The organism is Mesorhizobium sp. M00.F.Ca.ET.216.01.1.1 (genome assembly GCF_004010325.2).
GTDB lineage: Bacteria > Pseudomonadota > Alphaproteobacteria > Rhizobiales > Rhizobiaceae > Mesorhizobium.
The window spans coordinates 1-1,283 of sequence record NZ_SADR02000074.1 but is presented as its reverse complement, the minus strand read 5'-3'; the positions used below and the strand labels follow the sequence as shown (position 1 = coordinate 1,283).

Annotated in this window: 1 protein-coding gene; it reads right to left on the bottom strand. The window is 64.1% G+C overall.

Going from position 1 to position 1,283, the window contains the following annotated elements:
- On the bottom strand, positions 1-1,194 hold a 1,194-nt coding region (locus EN859_RS35070; protein ID WP_135913584.1), incomplete at its 3' end, for an IS701 family transposase.
- Between the last annotated feature and the right edge of the window lie 89 nt (positions 1,195-1,283).

Sequence of the window (1,283 nt, the reverse complement as noted above, 5' to 3'; positions counted from 1 at the left end):
GACCAGGAAGCCATAGGCGGCGATACAGAGACTGGCGTGGTGGTGGAAGCCCCGCCACCCTCGGCCTTCGTAGTGGCCCAGTCCCAGCTCCTGCTTGAGTTCCTGATAGTCTCGCTCGATCCGCCAACGCAGCTTGGCGGCGTCGACCAACTGGGTGATCGTAGCATCGGCCGGCAAGGTGGAGAGCCAATACTTGCTCGGCTCGACCTCGCCTTCAGGCCACTCGATCAGGAGCCACTCTTCGGCGTGAGCCTCGGACCGATTGTAGTCCCTGGAGGCCGGCCGCAAGCGCACGGCGGCGAAGCGGGAACTGAGTTCAGTGTTGGTTCCTTCACGCCAGGCGATCGTGCGCCAAGCCTCGGCGTCGAACTCCTCGGCCAGGGCCTTGGCCGAGATCGGCTTGTGATCGTCGGTTCGGCCGACCCGGGACGGCGGCCGGCCTCGTCCGCTCCAAGGCTTGGGCGGCAGGGGACTCTCGCCTGGACGCCAGACGCTGAGTGTGGGCTGAACGCCGACCACATAGCTCAGATCGAGCTCGGACAGGCCCGCGCGGAAACCGCCGTCGGCGCCATATCCGGCGTCGGCCAGAACCACGCCGGCCGAGACGCCCTCGGCCTTGGCCGTCTTGATCTGCGCAAGCGCGATCTGCGGCTTGGTCTGGAACGTGATTTCTGCCGGAATCTTAGCCTTCCTGCGTTGTTCCGGATCCTCCGCCCAGACGTGCGGGAGATACAATTGGTAGGCGATCGGAAGCGAGGCTGCGTCATTGGCGATCGATAGGCTGACCGCAATCTGACAGTTGTCCTGTTTGCCCAACTGGCCGCAATACTGACGCGCTACGCCCACCGAGTGCTTGCCCTTCTTGGGAAAGCCCGTGTCGTCGACGATCCACGCCCGGATCGGTCCACGCTGCTCGATCTGTGGAAGGACCCAGTCGCGAACCCGCGCCAGCAAGGTCGCGTCCGACCACGGCGCCTGTCCCACGAAATGCAGCAGAGACTGATGCTTGGCCGCCACCCGCGACGGCGCCGCGACGGCCGCCAACGGCTCCACGCTCTTGCGCTCCATCGGCATCAGAAGTCCGAGGCAATAATCCTTCAGCGGCTCAGCTCTGTCGGCGTGGCCGATCACCCCGATCAAAGCATCGACATAGGCGTCAAATGCGGCTTCACTCTCGGCTCTCCAGTCAGGCATGGCGCGCTTCCCTGATCACGAATCAGCACGCTAACAAATCTGCGACCAGCTCGAATCCCCCGCATCCGCGACTTTCTGACTCAGTAAGA